Genomic DNA, 1,790 nt, shown 5'->3' on the forward strand with positions numbered 1-1,790 from the left:
TATCATTAATAATGATATTATAACACATAAAAACATAAAAAGAGTAGTTTTTGTTGAAAAATGTTGAATAAMAAAGCATAAAAAAAGACTTAATTAATATTAAGTCTTTTTAAAGATTAATTTATCTAGTGTTAGATTAATCATACTATTCATTAGTATCTTGATAATATGCAACACTGCTTGCTGCAGCAGACACTGCTTCCTCTACTAAAGATAATGTATTTCCTATATTTTGTTTATTATTTAATTTTTCTGCACTATCTAAAGCATGTTTTAAATTTATTTGAGCTTCTTGAAGTTGAGCAAATGCATCTGTTAAATGTTGTTTTGAATTTTTCATAAGTACCTCCATATAAAACGTTATAAATGTACAATAAAAGTATTTGCAAAATAATCATATTTATTCATAAACACATATAAGTAATAAGAATATAAAATAAATTATAGGTAAACATAAATTTATAAAAATATATCAAGGAGTAAATTCAATAATGTATAAATATAAATTAGCACATAAGTTTACCTTAATATTATCTTTACTTATAATTTTAATGTTAACAACAGGGATGCAAAAGCCAAATAACAACTTTAATGGAAACATATTTAAAAATATATATATTGAGCAAATAAATGTAGGTAAACTAAAAGTAAATGAAGCTAAAGAGATTATAGAGAAAAAGTACTCACCAAAAACAATATATATAAAATATAATGATAAAACATGGACTATAAATCCTAGTGACATAGATTTAGATTATAATATAGACGATGCAGTAAAAAAAGCATATTCATATACTAGAAGTGACAGTAAATTTGAAAATATAAAAAGAAAATGTGATTTAGAAATAAATAAACCATATAATATAGATTTATTAGCAACATATAATGAATATAAGCTAAGTAAAATTATATCAACTATTCAAGAGCAAATAAATAAAAATGTACAACAAGCAACTATACAAATATCAGATAGTGGTCAAATAACGACTACACCATCAAAGGAAGGTATAGAGGTTGACATTTCAAGTTTAAAAGAACAAATATATGATATGATAAAATCTAAATCACTAAAAGATATACAATTACCTATAAAAATCATAAAGCCTACAATTACTACAGAGCATGTAAAATCTATAAATAGTGTTTTAGGTCAATTTAGTACGAGCTTTAATGACCATAGTGCGAGAGGAAGTAATATATATGTTGCTGGAAAAAGTACTAGTGATATACTTATAATGCCTTCAGATTTATTTTCTTATAATAAAGCTACAGGTGCTAGAACATGGAGTAATGGTTATAAAACAGCAAAAGTAATAGTAGGTGGTCGTTATATAAATGGAGAAGGTGGAGGAGTATGTCAAGTATCAACAACAATATATAATGCAGCTTTAATATCAGGTCTTGATATAGTGGAAGTTCATAATCATACATATCCATCACACTATGTAGCAAAAGGAAGAGATGCTGCTGTATCTTATGGATATATTGATTTAAAGTTTAAAAATAATTTTGCTCATCCTATATATATAAAGAATATAGTTTCTAATGGAGCAATAACATCTAAAATATACGGTCATAGTAAAGATAGAGAAAAGTTATATATAAAGACACAAGAAAGTCGTGATAAAGATAATATAATAGTAAAAACATATAGAGTATTTTTAGGCGAAGAAAACAATAAAATAAGAGAAGAATTAGTTTCAGAAAATAAGTATAAAATAAAAAAATAATATAACCTAAAGTAAAAAATCCAATAGATTGTCTATTGGATTTTTTACTTTTATTTTATA

General features: G+C 24.0%; 2 protein-coding genes. One reads left to right on the forward strand and one right to left on the reverse strand.

What is annotated here, in order from left to right; genetic code table 11:
* Window positions 1-145: 145 nt before the first annotated feature.
* Window positions 146-340: a hypothetical protein gene (locus G3997_RS04275; protein ID WP_296648637.1), complete on the reverse strand. Its 195-nt coding sequence runs from the start codon at window positions 338-340 to the stop codon at window positions 146-148.
* A 151-nt stretch (window positions 341-491) separates the two neighbouring features.
* On the opposite strand from G3997_RS04275, the gene G3997_RS04280 reads away from it, so the two are divergent.
* Window positions 492-1,730 carry a VanW family protein gene (locus G3997_RS04280; protein ID WP_296648641.1) on the forward strand — a complete coding sequence of 413 codons (1,239 nt, stop codon included), beginning with the start codon at window positions 492-494 and terminating at the stop codon, window positions 1,728-1,730.
* Window positions 1,731-1,790 lie beyond the last annotated feature (60 nt).

This window comes from Romboutsia sp. 13368, from assembly GCF_018336475.1.
Taxonomy (GTDB): Bacteria; Bacillota; Clostridia; order Peptostreptococcales; family Peptostreptococcaceae; genus Romboutsia.

Excerpts from the sequence above, each read along its gene's own strand:
- G3997_RS04275 (WP_296648637.1), bottom strand. The coding sequence starts at position 340 with ATGAAAAATTCAAAACAACATTTAACAGATGCATTTGCTCAACTTCAA.
- G3997_RS04280 (WP_296648641.1), top strand. The coding sequence starts at position 492 with ATGTATAAATATAAATTAGCACATAAGTTTACCTTAATATTATCTTTA.